The organism is Candidatus Saccharimonadales bacterium (assembly GCA_039928925.1).
GTDB lineage: Bacteria > Patescibacteriota > Saccharimonadia > Saccharimonadales > Saccharimonadaceae > UBA6022.
Genome location: JBDSSF010000003.1, coordinates 304,342 through 320,345, shown reverse-complemented (window position 1 = coordinate 320,345; position 16,004 = coordinate 304,342). Strand labels below are relative to the sequence as shown.

Here is a 16,004-nt window from a genome sequence, read left to right as displayed (position 1 = left end):
TACCGGTCCGTATCTGATAAAATAGTCACCGAGTAACGCGAAAAATAAAGCACACTCGAAAGAGGAGATCACAATCAACACATCAGTTCGTATCAACGAGGGAATACGCGCACGAGAACTTCGTGTCATCGGAGCAAATGGAGAGCAGTTAGGCATCGTCTCAAGAGCAGATGCGCTAAAACTAGCCGAAGAAGCGGGTGTTGACCTAGTTGAAATATCTCCCAATGCTGATCCACCTGTTGCAAAGGTCGTTGACTGGGGTAAGTACCAGTACCAAAAGATGAAAGAGCAACAGAAAAACCGTAAAAGCAGTAAAGCTTCCGAACTGAAGCAGATGCGATTCGGTCTGAAAATTGGATCGGGTGATCTTGATATTAAACTTCGTAAAATTAGAAGTTTTCTAGAGGATGGACACAAAGTAAAGATTCTCATTTTCTACCGCGGGCGAGAGATGGCTCACAAAGAACTTGGGTATGTACTGATTGATAAGATTGTAGCTCTTCTCGAGAATGATGCAATATTAGAGCAAAAACCTCAGATGGCTGGTCGCAATCTGAGTATAGTAGTAAGGAGTAAATAATGCCAAAGATAAAGACCCACAAGGGAACTGCGAAACGTATCAAAATTACCAGTACGGGTAAATTGACACGTCGACGTGCTTTCGGTGCTCACTTTCTTTCAAAGAAGAGTAAAAGCCGTAAGCGTGCAATCAACACCACTGGAATCGTTACAGGTTCTATGGCGAAAAATGTTAAACGAGCCCTAGGAGTATAATATGCGAGTTAAACGAGGTGTCACAGCATCAGCCAAGCACAAAAAAATGATCAAACTAGCGAAAGGCATGCAACATAGCCGTACGCGTTCGTACCGTCTTGCAAAACAAGCCGTTATTAAAGCATTACAGTATGCATACCGTGACCGCCGCAACAGGAAACGTGATCTACGTGGTCTTTGGATCACTCGTATTAACGCTGCTGCCCGTGAGCAAGGTACAACATACGGAAAGCTCATCGCTAGCTTAAAAGCAGCAAACATCGAGCTTGATCGTAAAGTACTTGCTGAATTAGTAGTAAAAGAACCAAAAGCGTTCGCAGAAATTGTAAAAAGCGCTTCAAAAGCCTAGTTACCTTACTTCTTACTACCAAAAAAACCGCCTCTTTGGCGGTTTTTTTGGTAGGTAGCTCATCTGTAAGCCGGGTTCTGTCGTGGACGATCATCTATCTAGTTCGAATGTTGCCATGCGAATCAAGCGGATAGCGATCTGCGGACGGACCGCCCTTAATGCAAATCTCCTTGCAGCAGACAGGGTTTACCTCCTCCGTGCGTCACCGCACGTTGCTGTGGGCTTTTACCCCACTCGTTTCACCTTTTCCCTTTTAACGGGGTAGTTTCGTTTCTGTGGCACTTTCCCTAGGGTCACCCCCGGTCGCCGTTAGCGACTGTCATTGTCCTATGCTGCCCGGACTTTCCTCTTATTCTTTCGAGCAAGCGATCATCTAACGAGCTACCTGTCAGCTATTATACGCTATTCCCCATGGGTATGAGCGTTTAAAATTTTATTGACCATTCCATCAGCCAGCTGGTTAAATTCACGGTGAACATGGCTGAAAGTAACTTTATCAAATTTCATAACCAATTCTCTAACCCGCTCATTAACAGGCCAAAGTTCACGATTTTTTATTGTATATATACCGTTCATTTGGTTCACAACCAGCATACTATCCAGTCGAAAATCAACTGTTCTAACACCTAACTCTACTGCCTTTTCAAGTCCGAGCCGTAAACCTTGATATTCAGCTAAATTATTAGTCGTAATCCCAAGATACATACCGCCTTGATGTAATACGTTTTCCCTACTATCCATAATGATATATCCTGAAGCTGATGGACCAGGATTACCACGAGACCCACCGTCTGAATAGATGATAGCGTGAGTTAAGTCTGTAGACTTTATGACATCGTTACCAATTAATACATCCTCTTTAGCAGATGTAATGACTTGTTGTGATATTCCCAACAGTAGTTTTGTAGACTCTGTTAATTCCTCTTGATGTATTTCTGACATCTTTTGCCAGTGGTAGTGATTATAGTTCTGACTTAGAGTAATTGATGATCCCCCAGACAAGCCAACAAGATACAATATAAAAACATACTGTATATCTCGATCGTCATGGTCAACATATGTCAGTACATCAAATAACTGTGCGGTCTGTGCAATCAAACCTGTCTCTTGCTCTATGTAATGAGTGAGTGCATCTTCTGGCTGCTCGCCATATCCTAATTTACCACCAGGTAATTCGTACTTACCGAGAATACTGTCACGACCATTCGCCCGCTGCAGTAATAATGTCTTGTCATCTTTACGAATAATTGCTCTGACAGAGATAAGTTGTTTCATACCTTAATATCTTTCTATGAATCTTTGGTGCTTGCAAAAACATGAGTGTGGGTTATGTCTTTTAATCATAAAGCCCCAAAGTCAGCTGTCAACGCTCGATATTCCCCGCCGTAAGGCAAAGGTGGGTACTCTCAAATCACTTCCTCGGAAATGAATCATTTGAGTTCCCTATCTATATGATATTCAGGAAAATCATGCGCGCCTAGGCGACTTTGGGACTCTTCTATTATAGCACTTTGCTATACGGATAATCCAAATACTCGACTAAATAAACTAACGAAGAAAGTGAGTGCCGCCCCCATATAAGCGCTCAATAATGAGCCTGCAACAAGAACGATCAAAAAGACAAATATAATGCCAAATCGTTCGACTGCTTCCATCCCTCTTCGAACAAACTCGGGCGCAAGTGCATAGAGGACCCGAGAACCATCAAGGGGTGGAATCGGGATCATGTTAAAGATGAAGAATCCAAGGTTTACCATAACACTCGTTACAAGTATTTGTCCCAGTATACCGTCCTGAGGCGCGCCTACGAGCACATACACCCCGAATAGCACGAATGCTAGTATGAAATTTGTTAGAGGTCCAGCAACTGCTACAAGTGCGGCGCCCCATTCATCGTACTTTAGTCTTGCTGGATTAAAAGGCACCGGCTTAGCACCACCAAATATTGGGGCTCCGGTTACTGCCAACATAAGAGGCAGTAAGATTGTAAGGAATGGATCAATGTGTTTTATGGGGTTCAGCGTAAGACGACCTTGAAGTTTTGCCGTGTCATCACCTAAAAAGTATGCAACGTAGCCGTGCATCGCCTCATGAAGAGTCATAGATACCAAGATTGTCCCTAGTACTATAAGAATGTATCCAATATCCATATAAATCTATTATACAGGAATTTAGTATTCTGATTCGTCGTAGTAGAATTCGCGTTCAAGAAAGGCCTTACCTTCGTCAATCGCCACTGTCATATCATCGACGCTAGTAAAGCGTTTTGGCTGTTGTCGAAATTCCTCTTCTGTCATCCACCTATTAATGCCGCCTTCAAACTTTTCCATAAGATTACCCGTATACTGTGTACCGTAAGCGCAGAAAAACAGCTTATCCTCAAGCAGTCGACCATTTAACTTATCAAAGTCTCGCTTATGGTACAGTAGTTTGAATTCTAAGTCCGCTTCAAGCTTCGCCTCTTCAAACAGCTCACGCTTAGCAGCATCTATTACCGACTCACCCCAGCGCATCTTGCCTCCCAGCCTACCCCAAAAATCAAAATATGGGTTCTTTTTACGTTGTTGGTACAAAAATTCGCGTTCGCCATTTTCATTTTTGCGTTCGAGGATTATCACGACTGAAACTTTTGGTTGTTTCTCAATCTCATTCTCGTCAGTATCCATACGATTTGCATATTCTTTGCCCTTGCGACTTAACTTGTAGTGACCATCCGACTTTTCAACATACCCTTCATCAAGTAATTTTTTTATATGAAAATTAAAATGATCACTAGTAAGATTTGTTCGTTTTTGCAGTTCTGCAAAACCTGCCTGTGGCGTGAATAACAGATAGCGCATAATCGCAACCTGTGCTGGGTGGGCTTCTGACTCGTAACTCATATATTCTCCTTATTATGTCTTACTTTGCACTTCTCCCCAAGCATAACCAAACAACTATCCTATTGATAGTAAAGTGAACTTAACCTTGACGATTATTCTAAAAAAAGCTATACTGATACAGATTGTAAAAAATAAGTGAGAAATAATTATGGCAGCACGATGTGAACTAACTGGAAAAGGTAAACAATTTGGCAACAACGTCAGCTTTTCTTTGCGTCGCACTAACCGCGTATTTAAACCTAACCTTCAAAAGAAAACTTTCGAAGTAGACGGTCAAAAAGTAACGATGATTCTATGTACGCAGGCGATTCGAACGCTTAAGAAAAAAGGCATCCTCCAAAAAGCTCGCTAATTCTTAGTACGAAATATTAAAACAACCTCTCGATCGAGAGGTTGTTTTAATATTTCCTAAAATTAGCTACGAGTTACTTCGATAACCGTTAGCGCATCAGGCAACACGGCTACTGATTTGACTTTGTACTTCGATACAACTTCAACTGGGGCGCCAAGTTCTTTCACAAAAGTATCAAGTGTATCCTGGGGCACTTCGTAAGCTAATGCATCATCATGATAATGAGTCGGAATAACAACCTTTGGGTCAATCTGACGAATTAACGAGGCGGCTGACGTAGCATCAAGCGTATATCCGCTACCACCAACAGGAAGAATAAGAATATCAATAAGGCCAAGTGCTTCAAGCTGGTCTTCTGAAAGTTTTGGAGCAATGTTACCAATGACTCCAATACGCGCATCGCCAACTTCAATTCGATAGATAGTACTAGCACGTCCATTATCGGGTGTATCTATATGGCGCTGGGCAGTAATACCCTTAACGGCGAAATCAGCAGTCTCATATTCTCCAGGACCTTCAATGAGTATTCGCGCATCAGGATGACTGGTCGCAAAACGAGCTTCAGTCGCGATCTCAACTGCGTCTTTTACTGACACGTCCTTAAGACCCACGACAGATAATGCGGGATCTATGACTGCCGCTGTTTTTTTTGTTGTGATAACGACTGTGTTACCGCCTTTATATTCAATATCAAACATTGTTTTCTCCTATTTCTGCAATTTCAGCATATTATCCTGATCAATGAGTACTGCATGTTTACCAGCTAGAATCTCTGTAATAAACTTATCACGAACGCTTAAACGATAATAGAAGTCATCATATGTCAGTACGCTGTAATTTAACTCACGTGACTCCTGCTTCTCTATGTCTCTCATTGTTGACTTCACTTTTGCCGCAGACACGTCTCCGACAATAAGTAAATCTACTTCACTCGTCGAACCCTTCACTAGAACACCCGCTATAAGAGCGAGCCGAATTCCAGTTAGTGCTTTTATACGATCCTGCCATGAATGTGCACCATTAGTATCCGTTGAAGCTTCGATGCGTTCATCGGCAAATATTGCTCGAAATGGCACGAAGAATTCATAGCGCTGGTTAATTTCATAATAAAGCTTGTTGTCTGCACTATCACTTGTAATGACACCGACTTCTAGAAGGTTTGATAACTCGCGACGAACAGAATTTATTTGTTCATCAATAAGACGTGTAATTTCACGAACGTAAAAAGCCTTCCCTGGATTATTAAGAAACAGATGAAGTAGTTTTACCCTTGTTTTTGAACCAAATAGTGCGTCAATCATTCCCTATACTCGTATAACTTTCGTGTTCTACTATATCACGGCCGTGTCTGCTTTACGAGTGTTTCCACGAGGTAATCTTTAGCTGAGGAGAGATCGAGCCATGTTATATATTCACTACGTCGTAGCCATGTCATTTGACGCTTCGCTAGTTGGTAATCAAGTGTTGTAAATTTTTCTTTGGCTCCGTCTAAAGATATTTCATTTTCAAGATACGAATGAACTAATCGATAGATGTTTGCTGTCATTGCTTCAGTTTCCCAGCCATATTTTTTGCCCAATGTAGTAGCTTCTTCTACAACACCATTGTCAAATAACTGTTCAGTACGATAGGCAATTCTTTCTCTTAATGTTTTCATGTCCGTTGCTATTCCTACTACGATTGAATTTGAAATCGGCTCGCTGAGTCTGTTAGTGCTTATGCCTTTTTGCTCAATTGCTCGAATTATATAACGTTTGTTTTTACTATTCTCAGGCAATTCTATATTGTTATTATTACAATATTCATGCAACTGTTGGATATCGAGTACATCTAGTTCTGCGCGCAGCGCTGGGTCTGCGGGGGGACCGAAGGTATAATTATAAAGAACCGAATCCACATACAGGCCAGTTCCACCAACAAGGAACGGTACGTGTCCTCTTGCACGGATCTCCATAATTTTTTGATCCGCGTAGGCCTTAAAGTCAGCCACGTTGAATGACTCATCAGGGTACTTAAGGTCGATACCCCAATGCGGAACGATTGATTGCTCCTCTAGCGAAGGTTTGGCAGTTCCAATATCCATACCTTTATATATAGTGCGTGAATCAGCACAAATAATTTCACCGTTAAACTCACGGGCAAGATCAATTGATAGACTTGTTTTGCCACTAGCCGTTGGACCAACGATAACGACAAGAGGTAGCTGGCACTTAGATGCTAGATTTGCGGATACCATCGTAAGTCCTTAAAATTATCTACGATATAGTCAGTCGAAGTCACTCCTTCTTGCTTAAGAAGTTGAGCTTGAGCTTCTCTACCACCGTGGAAGCCAGCGGCTAGACCACCAAAACGATTTACCAAACGATGCCATGGTAACTCAGTATCACCGTAGTGTGCAATCCCCCCGACAATTCGGCTTGCATGCGCATGACCCGCTAAGCCAGCCAAATCACCGTACGTAGTTACTTTGCCAGACGGTACTTGAGCCATCAATATCTCAATCTTGGTACGAAAATTATCGGTTGGCAATTCGGTTAATCCCCTGTGTAATTGGTACCAGTACACCGTCGCAGTCAACGGCAATTACTAAACGTCCCTTAGACATGACTAAAGCCCCTTTAAATAATCGCCTAGCCTATCCAGTGCAACCTTCTCCTCGCCAGATTGCGTACGCACGCTAACCTCTCGGGTATCTTTGTCTTGTTGGCCAACAATTAGTTGAACTGGAATCTTCCAAGTGGTTGCTTCACGTATCTTTTTACCTAGTGATTCATTGCGATCATCACGAGTAAATCGTAGTTCATTGTATTTAACGGGTTTCATTAAAACTACTTCTGATAGTACTTTTTCAATCTCCTCGACATAATCAATGACCGTATCATTGATGGTCAGAATGCGAATTTGCTCTGGGGCAACCCAGAACGGAAACCAACCAGCGGTATGTTCGATAAATACAGATAAGAACCGCTCAATTGAACCGAGCAACGCACAGTGAATCATTACAGGTGTTTGAGATGAGCTATCTGCATCTTTATATTCTAGGCCGAATCGACTCGGTTGAACAAAGTCGAGCTGAACGGTCGCAACTTGATGTTCACGACCAATGGCATCAGTCGCCATAAAGTCAATTTTTGGACCATAAAAAGCAGCTTCACCATCCTGTTCAAAGTAATCGAGCCCATTCGCAACAACAGCAGCTTTTAACTGAGCCTGAGCAGAATTCCAAAGTGATATTTCACCTAGGTATCCATCGCCTTCGTCGCGGTAACTAAGACGAACACGAAGTGGCATATTCATTGTTCCGTAGAGTTCTTTGGCACTTGCAAGCAGACCATTAATTTCTTCTTCAATCTGATCCTGACGACAAAATACATGACTATCATCTTGGGTTAATGAACGAACTCTGTTTAATCCACCTAACTCACCCGTCTTCTCATCTCGGTAATCTGTTGTCGTTTCCAGAAAACGAATAGGCATATCCTTGTAGCTACGTGGTTTACTAGCAAAAATTTGCGTATGGTGTGGACAGTTCATTGGCTTTAAAGCCATCTCATCACTCGTCATCTGACTAGTTACCAAGAATAATTGATCTCCAAATTTAGACCAATGACCTGATGTTTCATAAAGATCTTTCTTTGTAATATGAGGAGTCCACACCTTTGTAAAACCCCGTGCTTGACGAAGCTGGTTGGAATACTGGGCAGCCAAGTCACGAAGCACAGTTCCTCGCGGTGTAAAAAGAGGCAAGCCAGCGCCAACAAGCTGAGAAACAGTGTAAAGATCGAGCTCCTTGCCGAGTTTTCGATGATCACGAAGCTTTGCCTGCTCCAATCGTTCAAGATATATATCAAGCTCTTCTTGAGTAGCAAAAGCCACACCATATAGACGTTGCATCTGTGGGTTTTTTTCATTTCCGCGCCAGTATGCACCTGCAACTCTTAGTAGCTTAAACGCACCGACATCTTTAGTGTTTGCGACATGTGGTCCACGACAAAGATCAACAAAAATACCATTTTTATAAAATGATACTTTCTCAACTGCTGCGTCTCCTTCTGCGGCTAAGCCAAGCTCAGCAGCATCTAGATCTTTAGCAACAGTTGTGCCTGATCGCTTTAAGTCATTAAGAAGTTCTTCTTTGTATGGCTGCTTGTTCTCACTTGCCCACTCAATCGCTTGATCAATCGGCATTTCAAAGCGGTCGAAATCATCACCATAATCAACAATGCTTCTCATAGTTTTTTCAATCTTAGCGAAGTTCGCCTCAGAAATCTTTTTCTCACCTAGATCAATATCGTAATAAAAACCATTATCAACAACTGGTCCGACACCGAATTTTGCCTCTGGCCATATTTTTTGTATTGCAGCTGCAGTTATGTGAGCTAAGCTGTGCCGCATTGCATGAAGTTGTTCGTCGTTCATTGGATTCTCCTTTTTAGTAAATAAAAAACATGCGATGTATGCATTTAAATTACTTTAAATTCATTAATCGCATGTCTCGGACCCTTTAGAGGGCGGTTCCACCGGACTTTCCATTCGCTATAAAGCACAGGACACTTATGAGTAACTTTTTACGTGTGTCGACACATCCACGGAACTCAATGGATGGTTAGGCCACGTCAACGTTCATATATTATGATAGCTAATATCCCCTTTTATTGCAACGCTGGCCTCTGTCTGATATCATTAAACAGCTGAGGGCTCTTAGCTCAGCTGGCTAGAGCGCCGCATTGACGTTGCGGAGGTCAGAGGTTCAACTCCTCTAGAGCCCACCATATTCGAATCTCCAATGGAGATTCTTTTTATTCCCCACAGATATTTAGAGTTATCCACGTGACTAAATACCCTTTATGACAATTTATATATCATATACGGTATATAAACCACGTTAAGGTGTGCTTGACATTTATACACGCTTATGCTAATATAAAGACATGGTTAAAGAAAAAGAAATCAAAATCCACAAACAACCAAAAGTAAGTAATCTTGAAAAGTTCTCATTGTCGTTTGAATATAACGTAACATGGGAAGATGCGCGCAAACTAGTTCGCGAACGCACGCACACTAAATAGTATTTTATTGCTCCTAATTTCCATAGCCCAACTCAATAAGTAGGGCTTTTTTTGTTTTCCATAGTTTTAAATAGTTATCCACTAGCATTTTGCCTTGCGGTATGACAATATATGGATATGTTTTGCGTAAATTGCTTTCAACCAAAAACAAAAGTAATTAATTCTCGTGGAGGTATGAAGCATGCTTCTGTATGGCGACGGCGTCACTGTACGTCATGTGGCGCTAATTTTACGACATACGAAAAACCTTCTGTTGCAGAGAATAAGTCCGTCTTATTGAATGATGGTGCCACTACAGTATTTAACATTGGTAAACTAATTGTCAGTATTGCTTCATCGTTCGGACATGACAAGAAAAAAGCCGACTACGATTCCCTATGGCTTGCTCAGACTGTTGAGGATATTCTTTCAACACAGATACGCTCTATTAGCTCAGAAGACATAGCTGCAATAACTCATCAAACATTAAAAGCCTTTGATGACCTTGCTGCAATGCAGTATGCAGCAAGGCACCAACTGATCACCTCTTCGAGGAAGCAGAGGACTTCGCGTGCTTAGCACGTGCAACTGATTCGTGGGTTGCCTTTTCAGTAACGGCGAATTTAGTGAGATATTTACCAAACAATAAATGAGTCTGCGCATTATAAGCGGATGCTGCGGTGTAGAAGATTGAAGTAACAGGCATCAGAACCCATTGCAACAGCATCCATACGCTACGTCGACGCTTATAACGTTCTGGGCGTGGCGGTAACATCTTAAACGTTAAGAAGATGGTGATGAATAAACCAACTGTAGCTATACGCTGAATTACACTAACTACTTCGGGTAGTTGGTGGGCAGCAATACTGTGAGCTGAATTAGTATTAACAAACAAAGGCACCCAACCACCAATCGTCACGAGTATAGACATGCTTGCAAGAGTTACATGACCATCGATTAGACGCAACAAACGAGCAAGACCACCAAGAAGTGGAACTTTACGTTTTGATGAGAAGATTCTAGTCGCAACATAGGGAATGTCAGAAGCACCATAAGCCCAGCGCTGTAGCTGAACAAACTGTGCTTTCAAGGTTTTTTTATACGTTTCCGCTAGGACTGCATCCTGATAGATTGGTACATAGATTGGAGTAACGGCGTAATGACCATCGAAGTGAAAGTAGCTACGCCAATATTGATGGCCATCTTCGACAATGGTACGAGTACTCCAAAAATCCATTTCGACTAATGCATCCATTGGCTGAGAGTGGGAGGCAAAGTTACGTAACGTGTGAGGCCTCATTGCGCTAATAATATTCCAAAATGAATTACCGGTGGCCAACACGCGCATAGGTGCAGGTGCATCCCATATATTATTAAGAAATAGTGACACAGGCTGGTAAGATAGGTGCTTACGGTCATCATGCACGATGTACTCATAGGTAACATAGTCAAAGTATGTTGCGTGAGGACGGTTGTCACTATCTAGCGTCGTGATTATGACATTCTTATACTCAATACTGTGGTCCTTGACCCAAGTCTTCAAGAAGTGCCCAGCGTAGGTAATATTACCGCCCTTACCTACAATTTCATTTGGCAAGTCGCTTGGGTGTTCAACAATGAGAAATGCTTTAAATGTATGAGCAAACTGTCGCTGTAATTTCTCAGCAGTCTTTTTAATTGGATCACCCCCTCTTTGCTCATAGGCAAGAACGACAATTAGCTGATCATTGTTGTATGTAGTGTCGGCAATCGATTGAATTGTAGGCTCAATGACCTCAAAAGTCTCATTATAAGTTGCCACTATGACGGCATTATAGATATTTGATGGTTTAGGAAAATGATCTTTATCAGCTGAGATATGTCGTAAATTTTCCTTATGGGCTTCAAATCCAAACTCTTTTGATGTTTTTGATTGCAGCCCCAAATAGGCGTCCCCGGGGTTTTGAAGTTGCAAAAGCCGGTTGTGCCAATCAACCTTCTGAGCCCCATCTAATCGACCATAACCTGCGGTCGTGTGAGCTGCGATACCAACCGCTTTGACTAGAATGGTAATGATAACCAACAATAGATAGATTGCAGCATAAAGTGGGTCTATAAGCGATAATAAGAACAGTAAAATGATCATACCGTAGCTCAGTATGGCTGGTAGCATTTCGAAAAAGCGGTAAGATTTAGTACGTTTTTCGAGAGGAATTTCTAAATCAGTCATAGATATCTTAAAGGAATGCAATACCAAGAACTGAGTGAGTTAAAAGAAGGATAATCAAAAGTACAAATAGACTAAACCATCCAAATACTAACGCGATCTGACGTTTATTCATCATAAGAAGCTTAACGATAAGCATAGTATGGGTGATAGCAAATACAACACCAAAGGCAACGAATGACAATAGGTAGTACCACTGGTCACGGTAATAGAAAGTCTCGCCAAAGGCAGTGTAATGGACTGCCACTTGCAGCTGACTAGGGCGTAACGAAACTCCAACATAAATACAGTACGCGATACTTAATACCAAGATTATACTAATCATAATAGTCACTGCCCTATCGGCGAGAACTTGTTTAGAATAAGTAATAAAATCTGATTTCATAATAATAGTTTCAAACAAATTGTGGAGCCGCTGTCCGGATTTGAACCGGAGACCTACGCTTTACGAAAGCGCCGCTCTACCAGCTGAGCTACAGCGGCACTTGTTTATAGCTTCTTCCTCATTATACCAGTTTGGACTGTAAAAATAAACGATCCCACCCTGTTGCCTCAGAGGCGGAAAACTGATATCATAACTAAAGCCTCGGTTAATTTGCGCTCGTAGTGAAGGGGTTATCACGCCTCCCTGTCACGGAGGAGATCGCCGGTTCAAATCCGGTCGAGCGCGCCAAGAAAAAAGTTCATCAATTGATGAACTTTTTTCTTGCCTGTAGAACTAAACTTTATACCTACTTATCGATTGAGCGTTCGGTTACAAAATCCCAGTTCACAGTATTCCACCAACTTGCGACATAATCATCGCGCTTATTTTTGTAGTCGAGATAATAAGCATGCTCCCATACATCTAGCCCAAGAAGTGGTGCAGCGAGACCCTGCATAATTGGAGTGTCTTGGTTGGATGTTGTAATTATATCCATGTTCGGCTGAAGCCATACCCAGCCACTACCGAATACTGCAAGGGACTTTGCTGTAAATGCATCAACAAATCCTTGGAAACTTCCGTACTTTTCAATTATTTTAGCTGCCAAATCACCTGTTGGCTCGCCACCCCCCTGTGGTGACATCCATTGCCAAAATAAACTGTGGTTATAATGACCACCACCATGATTGCGGACAGCTGACTTCACAGCCTCGGGTAAACTATCGAGATCCGTTAAAAGACTTACAAGAGGTCGCTCTTTTAGCGCAGGTGCTGTATCCAGTGCAGCATTCAACTTATCAACATAAGTTTGATGATGTTTTGTATGATGTAGCGTCATGATATCTTTACTTATATAAGGACCTAACTGATCATATTCGTAATCTAGTGCTGGTAATGTATACATGTTCTACTCCTTTGATTTTACTGCTGCCTGATCATTAATCTGTGGTATTGAAATGTACTCAGTAACCTTGTTATTTTTCTTCAGGTCAGCAAGTTTAGCATTGAAAACAGTGAGAGGAATTTTAATAAAGGCATAACTAATTTTTGTGTCAGTCTTCTCAAGAAGTCTCACGACGTAATAACCATCACCTGTTGTTGATTTTATAACAGGTGATAATTGACCTTTTTGTAGTTTATCGGCTGCAGCACTTAGACCACCGTCGTTGTTAAAATTAGGTACAAGTCCTGATACGCCAGCAGTGACTGCCGAATCCCCAGACCCACCAACAGTTTTTGCGACAAGATCAAAATCAATATCTTTATTTTGAAGTAAATTAGTCACTTTCTGTACATTATCTTTCGCAACCGTATCAATCTGATATGATACTGCGTTTCTAATTAAACCGCTTCGTATAACTTCCCTATTTTCATCTGGAGTCCAGCCAAGTATGCTTAGGGCCGAAGCATCATAGGTTTCCTGTGAGATAACACCGTTTGTCGTTGTACGACCAAGCTTAATGATCGCATCAACATCGCTATCAGATATAGTAATTTTCTGTTCACGGGCAATCTTTGCAGCATATGCATCTGCGACCACATTATCCATGGTTTTACGTTTGATATAGTCGAGCTGTCGTTTACCATCATCGCTATTTAAATCAACCTGTTCACTCTGTTGTAAATAATGTGCTGAACTATTGAAGTGAAGAAGATAATCACTATAACGAACTTGTTCTCCATCTACAACAGCAACCGGCAGTGGCAGAACGCGAGTTACACGGTAGAAGAATGTACTGGTATTTTGTACAGGGTATAATTGCCACCATCCGATCAGTACAAGTGCCAAAATTGTTACGAGAACAATAATGATAGCATTAATGACTAGCTTATGCCTAGCGTACTGCATTGGATACTTGAAACGTCGCCCACCAGCAAGAATACGCTCACGGTGCTCAGCGACCGTTTCGTTCGTTATACGTGACGGAGCTTCTTGTTTTTTTCTAAATTTCTTAAGAGTTAGTTTTTTCATATTCTCCCTGAGCAGCCATAGCCGCCGTCACCGCATCCTGCAGTCTATTATAAATCTTGTCGGGATGCTCAACTTTGTGAATAACAAGGTCACCCACAAATGTCTGTATTACCATAGTGCCAAAACCAAAAATTTCACCACTAAACCCTGGTATATTATAGCTTATGTTTTGAATCTTTGACAGTCTGAGCTCGACAACATCTTTACCAAAGAAACCTTTTTGTGTAATCTGTCTCAGTCGCTGGTCAGTCACGATATAGATAGTAAAGTACCACATAATAAATTGGTAAGAAAATAGGATAAGACCAAGTACGAGCCCGACTACGGGTAGCAAGAAAAGTTGGAGATTATCTTGCCAAACAAGTGGTGGTATTGAAGTTAGCGCAAGTGGTATTAGCAAGAAGTAAAAACCTTTTCTCATAGCAATCATATGACGTCGAAACACGAAAAGCAGCTTCTCCCCGTCACGTTGTCCGTCGAAGTCGAGTTGCTGCTTGTCCTTTGCGTTATTATTCATAATGTATAATTTTTTGGTACCCCGGGCAGGAGTTGAACCTACAACCTTATCCTTAGGACGGATCTGCTCTATCCAGTTGAGCTACCGAGGCTTCCTGTTATTGTATCACGCAGAAGTACTAGATTATCTGGTGAACTTCTCGTGAAGCGCCTTGTACTCGTATAGTTCACTATCTGAGAACCAGTGATCAATTTCTTGTGCTGCCTCTTCGGGATCACCTGATGCATGAATAAGGTTAGGAATGCCCTTATCTTCTTCATCGGCATAACCAAAGCTCATATGCGAGTAGTCGCCACGTATAGTACCTGGCTGTGCTGACTTTGGTTCTGTTGGGCCAACCATTTTACGAACAAGAGCAACTGCTTCGACGCCCTCAAATACCATTGCAATCACTGGACCCTGAACCATTAGATCTAGTGTTATGTCAAAGGTATGCTCCCCACGACGGGTAATCATTTTGCCAATTTCTTCATAATGCTTATGATAATGCTCTTTAGTAGGGGCAATCATCTTTGTCGCAACAATTTTTAAGCCAACTCGCTCAAATCGCGTCAAAATCTCTCCAACAAGACCGCGCTGGACTGTATCTGGTTTAAAAACTACTAGTGTCTTCTGTATATTATTTGTACTCATACTTCTCCTTAGTTACTCTATCTATTGTACCAAAAGATACAAAGTTAGTATTGCGGCAAGTCCAATTCGATACCAGCCGAAGGCTGCAAGAGTATGGCTTGAGAGGTAGCGCATTAAAAAACCAATTGCAACAATACCAGCAAGAAATGCGATGCCATTACTAAGAAGTAACATTGGAAGATGCTCGGTGAAGTATGCCCTATCTGTCGATTTAGTAAATAGCTTCACTGTAACACCTAGCATAATTGGGAGTGACGCGAGGAAACTGTACTCTGCTGCTGCTGCGGGATTCAGACCAGCTAGGCGACCAGCAATAATCGTTGATCCCGACCTTGATACACCGGGAATCAGTGCAAATACTTGAACAAGTCCAATAAGAAATGCTCTCTTATGACTCAAACCCTGACCATCTTTAACAGCTGACGCTTTTGGTAGTTTCTCAACAATAACCATAATTAGCCCTACGACCGCAAGAGTTACAGTAACAACCACAATACTCCCAAAGAATGGAGTTTGTTCTATAAAAGTAGCTAAAACGTACCCGGTAATACCAGCCGGAATAGCTGTAATGAGAATATTAAGTGCCAATTGATAATTCTTCTCAACAAATACATCCTTCAAGATGTCTACAATGCGCCTCCTAAAGAAAACGAGCAGTGCCAGCAATGTCCCTATATTAATAAACTCGACAAAAAGATGATCTGATGCTCCTGATAGGAGCTGTTGAACAATAATAAGGTGCCCCGAACTACTTACTGGGATAAATTCCGTTAAACCTTGAGTGAGTCCAAGTGTTATCATTTCAAAGATATTCATTACCTCCATTGTACCTAGTTCGATCCTTTTG

The 16,004-nt window shown here is 41.7% G+C and carries 21 protein-coding genes, 4 tRNA genes and 1 other RNA gene; 8 read left to right on the top strand and 18 right to left on the bottom strand.

Going from position 1 to position 16,004, the window contains the following annotated elements:
- The first annotated feature begins 67 nt into the window (after positions 1–67).
- From infC to rplT, 3 genes are read left to right on the top strand one after another with little or no spacing between them, the layout of a single operon-like run.
- Positions 68–580: a translation initiation factor IF-3 gene (infC, locus tag ABIS22_04015; GenBank protein ID MEO7741051.1), complete on the top strand. Its 513-nt coding sequence runs from the start codon at positions 68–70 to the stop codon at positions 578–580.
- Positions 580–774 carry a 50S ribosomal protein L35 gene (gene rpmI, locus ABIS22_04010; protein MEO7741050.1) on the top strand — a complete coding sequence of 65 codons (195 nt, stop codon included), beginning with the start codon at positions 580–582 and terminating at the stop codon, positions 772–774. Before infC ends, rpmI begins: the two co-directional genes overlap by 1 nt.
- Before the next feature lies 1 nt (position 775).
- Positions 776–1,123 (top strand): 50S ribosomal protein L20, encoded by a 348-nt coding sequence (rplT, locus tag ABIS22_04005; protein MEO7741049.1) that lies wholly within the window; start codon positions 776–778, stop codon positions 1,121–1,123.
- Between the two features lie 50 nt (positions 1,124–1,173).
- Here rplT and rnpB read toward each other — a convergent pair.
- From rnpB to ABIS22_03985, 4 genes are all read right to left on the bottom strand, one after another.
- Positions 1,174–1,508: RNase P RNA component class A (gene rnpB / locus ABIS22_04000), an RNA gene on the bottom strand.
- A gap of 17 nt (positions 1,509–1,525) precedes the next feature.
- A complete protein-coding gene (locus ABIS22_03995) occupies positions 1,526–2,398 on the bottom strand; it encodes a reverse transcriptase-like protein (protein ID MEO7741048.1) in 873 nt (290 codons plus the stop codon).
- A gap of 239 nt (positions 2,399–2,637) precedes the next feature.
- On the bottom strand, positions 2,638–3,273 hold the full coding sequence (locus tag ABIS22_03990; GenBank protein MEO7741047.1) for a site-2 protease family protein: 636 nt from the start codon (positions 3,271–3,273) through the stop codon (positions 2,638–2,640).
- Positions 3,274–3,294: 21 nt separating this feature from the next.
- Positions 3,295–4,005 carry an NUDIX domain-containing protein gene (locus tag ABIS22_03985; protein ID MEO7741046.1) on the bottom strand — a complete coding sequence of 237 codons (711 nt, stop codon included), beginning with the start codon at positions 4,003–4,005 and terminating at the stop codon, positions 3,295–3,297.
- Positions 4,006–4,153: 148 nt separating this feature from the next.
- Here ABIS22_03985 and rpmB point away from each other — a divergent pair, with 148 nt between their 5' ends.
- Positions 4,154–4,357 (top strand): 50S ribosomal protein L28, encoded by a 204-nt coding sequence (gene rpmB / locus ABIS22_03980; protein ID MEO7741045.1) that lies wholly within the window; start codon positions 4,154–4,156, stop codon positions 4,355–4,357.
- A gap of 62 nt (positions 4,358–4,419) precedes the next feature.
- Here the strand turns inward: rpmB and ABIS22_03975 are convergent, their stop codons facing one another.
- From ABIS22_03975 to thrS, 5 genes are all read right to left on the bottom strand, one after another.
- Positions 4,420–5,055: an MBL fold metallo-hydrolase gene (locus ABIS22_03975; GenBank protein ID MEO7741044.1), complete on the bottom strand. Its 636-nt coding sequence runs from the start codon at positions 5,053–5,055 to the stop codon at positions 4,420–4,422.
- 9 nt (positions 5,056–5,064) lie between these two features.
- On the bottom strand, positions 5,065–5,658 hold the full coding sequence (locus ABIS22_03970; GenBank protein MEO7741043.1) for a transcriptional regulator: 594 nt from the start codon (positions 5,656–5,658) through the stop codon (positions 5,065–5,067).
- Between the two features lie 35 nt (positions 5,659–5,693).
- Positions 5,694–6,593 carry a tRNA (adenosine(37)-N6)-dimethylallyltransferase MiaA gene (gene miaA, locus ABIS22_03965; GenBank protein ID MEO7741042.1) on the bottom strand — a complete coding sequence of 300 codons (900 nt, stop codon included), beginning with the start codon at positions 6,591–6,593 and terminating at the stop codon, positions 5,694–5,696.
- Positions 6,575–6,886 (bottom strand): MGMT family protein, encoded by a 312-nt coding sequence (locus tag ABIS22_03960; protein ID MEO7741041.1) that lies wholly within the window; start codon positions 6,884–6,886, stop codon positions 6,575–6,577. The genes miaA and ABIS22_03960 overlap by 19 nt, the downstream gene beginning before the upstream one ends.
- A 78-nt stretch (positions 6,887–6,964) precedes the next feature.
- Positions 6,965–8,776 carry a threonine--tRNA ligase gene (gene thrS, locus ABIS22_03955; protein ID MEO7741040.1) on the bottom strand — a complete coding sequence of 604 codons (1,812 nt, stop codon included), beginning with the start codon at positions 8,774–8,776 and terminating at the stop codon, positions 6,965–6,967.
- A gap of 276 nt (positions 8,777–9,052) precedes the next feature.
- On the opposite strand from thrS, the gene ABIS22_03950 reads away from it, so the two are divergent.
- From ABIS22_03950 to ABIS22_03940, 3 genes are all read left to right on the top strand, one after another.
- Positions 9,053–9,129, top strand: a tRNA-Val gene (locus ABIS22_03950).
- Positions 9,130–9,288: 159 nt separating this feature from the next.
- Positions 9,289–9,426 (top strand): hypothetical protein, encoded by a 138-nt coding sequence (locus ABIS22_03945; GenBank protein ID MEO7741039.1) that lies wholly within the window; start codon positions 9,289–9,291, stop codon positions 9,424–9,426.
- Positions 9,427–9,543: 117 nt separating this feature from the next.
- Positions 9,544–9,984, top strand: coding sequence for a hypothetical protein (locus ABIS22_03940; GenBank protein ID MEO7741038.1), 441 nt, complete (start codon positions 9,544–9,546; stop codon positions 9,982–9,984).
- Here ABIS22_03940 and ABIS22_03935 read toward each other — a convergent pair.
- From ABIS22_03935 to ABIS22_03925, 3 genes are all read right to left on the bottom strand, one after another.
- Entirely contained in the window at positions 9,947–11,614 is a 1,668-nt protein-coding gene (locus ABIS22_03935; GenBank protein ID MEO7741037.1) for a hypothetical protein, read from the bottom strand. The two genes, ABIS22_03940 and ABIS22_03935, sit on opposite strands and share 38 nt — an antisense overlap.
- Positions 11,615–11,621: 7 nt before the next feature.
- A complete protein-coding gene (locus ABIS22_03930; GenBank protein MEO7741036.1) occupies positions 11,622–11,996 on the bottom strand; it encodes a hypothetical protein in 375 nt (124 codons plus the stop codon).
- 22 nt (positions 11,997–12,018) lie between these two features.
- Positions 12,019–12,094 (bottom strand) — tRNA-Thr (locus tag ABIS22_03925).
- A 114-nt stretch (positions 12,095–12,208) separates the two neighbouring features.
- Between ABIS22_03925 and ABIS22_03920 the strand changes: the two genes are divergently transcribed.
- Positions 12,209–12,284, top strand: a tRNA-Asp gene (locus ABIS22_03920).
- Between the two features lie 58 nt (positions 12,285–12,342).
- Here the strand turns inward: ABIS22_03920 and ABIS22_03915 are convergent.
- The 6 genes from ABIS22_03915 to ABIS22_03890 form a co-directional block, all read right to left on the bottom strand.
- Positions 12,343–12,939, bottom strand: a complete 597-nt coding sequence (locus ABIS22_03915) for a superoxide dismutase (GenBank protein ID MEO7741035.1) — start codon at positions 12,937–12,939, stop codon at positions 12,343–12,345.
- Between the two features lie 3 nt (positions 12,940–12,942).
- The gene (locus ABIS22_03910) at positions 12,943–14,007 is read right to left on the bottom strand and encodes a peptidylprolyl isomerase (GenBank protein MEO7741034.1); all 1,065 of its coding nucleotides are present in this window, start codon (positions 14,005–14,007) and stop codon (positions 12,943–12,945) included.
- The gene (locus tag ABIS22_03905; protein ID MEO7741033.1) at positions 13,988–14,524 is read right to left on the bottom strand and encodes a PH domain-containing protein; all 537 of its coding nucleotides are present in this window, start codon (positions 14,522–14,524) and stop codon (positions 13,988–13,990) included. The genes ABIS22_03910 and ABIS22_03905 overlap by 20 nt, the downstream gene beginning before the upstream one ends.
- Positions 14,525–14,538: 14 nt before the next feature.
- A tRNA-Arg gene (locus ABIS22_03900) sits at positions 14,539–14,615 on the bottom strand.
- Between the two features lie 32 nt (positions 14,616–14,647).
- The gene (locus tag ABIS22_03895; protein ID MEO7741032.1) at positions 14,648–15,157 is read right to left on the bottom strand and encodes a nucleoside-diphosphate kinase; all 510 of its coding nucleotides are present in this window, start codon (positions 15,155–15,157) and stop codon (positions 14,648–14,650) included.
- A 21-nt stretch (positions 15,158–15,178) separates the two neighbouring features.
- Positions 15,179–15,973 carry an undecaprenyl-diphosphate phosphatase gene (locus ABIS22_03890; protein MEO7741031.1) on the bottom strand — a complete coding sequence of 265 codons (795 nt, stop codon included), beginning with the start codon at positions 15,971–15,973 and terminating at the stop codon, positions 15,179–15,181.
- Positions 15,974–16,004 lie beyond the last annotated feature (31 nt).

Bases quoted from the DNA above. Each gene is read 5' to 3' on its own strand.
- rpmI (MEO7741050.1), top strand. From the start codon at position 580: ATGCCAAAGATAAAGACCCACAAGGGAACTGCGAAACGTATCAAAATT.
- rplT (MEO7741049.1), top strand. From the start codon at position 776: ATGCGAGTTAAACGAGGTGTCACAGCATCAGCCAAGCACAAAAAAATG.
- ABIS22_03995 (MEO7741048.1), bottom strand. From the start codon at position 2,398: ATGAAACAACTTATCTCTGTCAGAGCAATTATTCGTAAAGATGACAAG.
- ABIS22_03990 (MEO7741047.1), bottom strand. From the start codon at position 3,273: ATGGATATTGGATACATTCTTATAGTACTAGGGACAATCTTGGTATCT.
- ABIS22_03985 (MEO7741046.1), bottom strand. From the start codon at position 4,005: ATGAGTTACGAGTCAGAAGCCCACCCAGCACAGGTTGCGATTATGCGC.
- rpmB (MEO7741045.1), top strand. From the start codon at position 4,154: ATGGCAGCACGATGTGAACTAACTGGAAAAGGTAAACAATTTGGCAAC.
- ABIS22_03975 (MEO7741044.1), bottom strand. From the start codon at position 5,055: ATGTTTGATATTGAATATAAAGGCGGTAACACAGTCGTTATCACAACA.
- ABIS22_03970 (MEO7741043.1), bottom strand. From the start codon at position 5,658: ATGATTGACGCACTATTTGGTTCAAAAACAAGGGTAAAACTACTTCAT.
- miaA (MEO7741042.1), bottom strand. From the start codon at position 6,593: ATGGTATCCGCAAATCTAGCATCTAAGTGCCAGCTACCTCTTGTCGTT.
- thrS (MEO7741040.1), bottom strand. From the start codon at position 8,776: ATGAACGACGAACAACTTCATGCAATGCGGCACAGCTTAGCTCACATA.
- ABIS22_03945 (MEO7741039.1), top strand. From the start codon at position 9,289: ATGGTTAAAGAAAAAGAAATCAAAATCCACAAACAACCAAAAGTAAGT.
- ABIS22_03940 (MEO7741038.1), top strand. From the start codon at position 9,544: ATGTTTTGCGTAAATTGCTTTCAACCAAAAACAAAAGTAATTAATTCT.
- ABIS22_03935 (MEO7741037.1), bottom strand. From the start codon at position 11,614: ATGACTGATTTAGAAATTCCTCTCGAAAAACGTACTAAATCTTACCGC.
- ABIS22_03930 (MEO7741036.1), bottom strand. From the start codon at position 11,996: ATGAAATCAGATTTTATTACTTATTCTAAACAAGTTCTCGCCGATAGG.
- ABIS22_03915 (MEO7741035.1), bottom strand. From the start codon at position 12,939: ATGTATACATTACCAGCACTAGATTACGAATATGATCAGTTAGGTCCT.
- ABIS22_03910 (MEO7741034.1), bottom strand. From the start codon at position 14,007: ATGAAAAAACTAACTCTTAAGAAATTTAGAAAAAAACAAGAAGCTCCG.
- ABIS22_03905 (MEO7741033.1), bottom strand. From the start codon at position 14,524: ATGAATAATAACGCAAAGGACAAGCAGCAACTCGACTTCGACGGACAA.
- ABIS22_03895 (MEO7741032.1), bottom strand. From the start codon at position 15,157: ATGAGTACAAATAATATACAGAAGACACTAGTAGTTTTTAAACCAGAT.
- ABIS22_03890 (MEO7741031.1), bottom strand. From the start codon at position 15,973: ATGAATATCTTTGAAATGATAACACTTGGACTCACTCAAGGTTTAACG.